Consider the following 1,929-nt stretch of genomic DNA (forward strand, 5'->3'; position numbering starts at 1 on the left):
AAAGCGATATCTGTAAATTCAGATATCGCTCATAAATCTCCACCAACACTATTTGACAAAGACCCATTAATGCGCAATCGTGTTTCAATGAATAACCAATATAAAATAAAAAGCGGTATTCTGACTTTTCTATGTCAGAATACCGCTTTTTGCGTTGCTTATGTATTGGGATAGCTGGATTCGAACCAGCGCATGACAGAGTCAAAGTCTGTTGCCTTACCGCTTGGCTATATCCCAAGATGGTGGAGGAGAGTGGATTCGAACCACCGAACCCGAAGGAGCGGATTTACAGTCCGCCGCGTTTAGCCACTTCGCTACTCCTCCATCTGGCTTGTCAGCAATTAGCTAACTTAAATATAATAACGAAAATTGATATTAAATTCAAGTCTAATTGCACTTTTTCAGCGTAAATTTTCTTATATATGACCATAGATTTCAAAAGTTCGATGAAGCATTCTCAATCTGGTGAAATCAAGGTAATTCAAATTTCGTTCTGAACGTTATTAAATAACGTGCGTTCTGATTTATTCTCGCTGGGGAACCCGTTATGCTTAAGTGAAATAGGAGTGGAAGGAGGAGCGTTTATCCTGAAAGGCGTAAGGGGTGATTAGAATGTGGAGAATACAAAAGACTGGTTTGATGTTGATCGGTCTAGTGATGGTCGCACAAACGTTACTTTATTTATTCGTTGAGCATCAACTTTGGACGCAATGGGATTGGCAGCAATTAATGATGAATTGGACGTCGGTCACGTTCTGGCTGACAATTCTGAGTTTGATCGTGGGTGTTTTCGGCGTTTACCTTTTTATCAAAGGATTAATGGTACCAACACTCACTTCAAAACTTCGGATTGCCGTGCCAGATGGTGAAATGACAGTCAGTAAGCAAGCCGTCAATTCCATGGTTATCAAGAGTTTGGCGCGTAATTTCAATCTGCTCAACGTAGAAAGTGAGGTTAAATTATTTGATCGTGGGCATAAAGCCGATATTTCGATTCGTGCTTACCATATGCCGGCTAATGACCTCACACGGCAAGCTAAAACAATTCAGACCCAGGTTCAACATGATGTTGAACAATTGCTAGGGATTCAAGTGAGACGGGTTAAACTGGATTTTGAACCGAAACCTTTTGGTGAAAAAGTACAGATCAGTTGAGGTGATGATAATGAAGCAAAGTACAGTGCTCGGAATATTTGCACTTTTGATCTCTGTGTCATGGGTAGCTTTTGGATTCTGGAAGATGCTCTTTATTATTCTACTGACACTGATCGGGTGCGGAATCGGTTATTTGTTGGAATTAAACCAGATCAAATTCGACGATTTGGCGATCAAAGCGTTAACGAAATTGACAAACAAACAAGGAGGAAACTAATATGACAGTCTCAAATCCAGAAACAAATCAGAATATGGAGCGTACTCGCACGACAGAGGTTGAAAAGAAATTAACCTTTGAGGACAATGTGATCAAGAAAATCACGGGCATCACTGCTTCTGAAGTCAGTGGTATCATTGGCATGAAGGGTAATTTTATCAATGAATTGGCTGATCGGATCACGACTGATACGGATCCAACGAAGGGTATCGACGTTGATCTTGGCGACTCGCAAGTGGGTATCAAGATGACAGTGAGCATTGAATATGGTGCCAATGCACAAAAAATTTATCAAGAAGCACTGCGGCGTGTTCGGACGGCGGTTCGGGAAATGACCGGCTTAGAATTAGTTTCGTTTGAGATGAACGTTGATGATGTCAAAACAAAAGAAGAATTAGCTGATAAAAATAGGAAACAACAAGAGCAACATCGTCAAGAATAATTATGTGCCACTAAATCCCAGCACAATTTGAAAAATCGTTCGGACAACATGAAGTGCAACATAAAAGTTAGACAAAAATAAATAGTTTTACGCAGCTAAGGTATGTTCTCGGTAT

General features: G+C 40.3%; 3 protein-coding genes and 2 tRNA genes. 3 read left to right on the forward strand and 2 right to left on the reverse strand.

Annotated features, from left to right (window positions below; genetic code table 11):
• Positions 1 to 165 precede the first annotated feature (165 nt).
• Both EKM67_RS10615 and EKM67_RS10620 read right to left on the reverse strand, forming a co-directional pair.
• Positions 166 to 237, reverse strand: a tRNA-Gln gene (locus EKM67_RS10615).
• A 3-nt stretch (positions 238 to 240) separates the two neighbouring features.
• Positions 241 to 324: transfer RNA gene (locus tag EKM67_RS10620), tRNA-Tyr, on the reverse strand.
• Between the two features lie 288 nt (positions 325 to 612).
• On the opposite strand from EKM67_RS10620, the gene amaP reads away from it, so the two are divergent.
• The 3 genes from amaP to EKM67_RS10635 are packed head-to-tail and all read left to right on the forward strand — an operon-like array spanning position 613 to position 1,814.
• Entirely contained in the window at positions 613 to 1,155 is a 543-nt protein-coding gene (gene amaP, locus EKM67_RS10625; RefSeq protein ID WP_125578946.1) for an alkaline shock response membrane anchor protein AmaP, read from the forward strand.
• A gap of 10 nt (positions 1,156 to 1,165) precedes the next feature.
• Positions 1,166 to 1,372 (forward strand): DUF2273 domain-containing protein, encoded by a 207-nt coding sequence (locus EKM67_RS10630; protein WP_164506658.1) that lies wholly within the window; start codon positions 1,166 to 1,168, stop codon positions 1,370 to 1,372.
• Position 1,373: 1 nt separating this feature from the next.
• Complete coding sequence (locus EKM67_RS10635) at positions 1,374 to 1,814, forward strand: Asp23/Gls24 family envelope stress response protein (RefSeq protein ID WP_225417382.1); 441 nt, start codon at positions 1,374 to 1,376, stop codon at positions 1,812 to 1,814.
• Positions 1,815 to 1,929 lie beyond the last annotated feature (115 nt).

It is taken from the genome of Lapidilactobacillus mulanensis (genome assembly GCF_003946215.1).
Lineage (GTDB): Bacteria > Bacillota > Bacilli > Lactobacillales > Lactobacillaceae > Lapidilactobacillus > Lapidilactobacillus mulanensis.

What these genes read in the sequence shown, in the direction of transcription:
- EKM67_RS10630 (WP_164506658.1), top strand. Translation starts at nt 1,166, where the DNA reads ATGAAGCAAAGTACAGTGCTCGGAATATTTGCACTTTTGATCTCTGTG.
- amaP (WP_125578946.1), top strand. Translation starts at nt 613, where the DNA reads ATGTGGAGAATACAAAAGACTGGTTTGATGTTGATCGGTCTAGTGATG.
- EKM67_RS10635 (WP_225417382.1), top strand. Translation starts at nt 1,374, where the DNA reads ATGACAGTCTCAAATCCAGAAACAAATCAGAATATGGAGCGTACTCGC.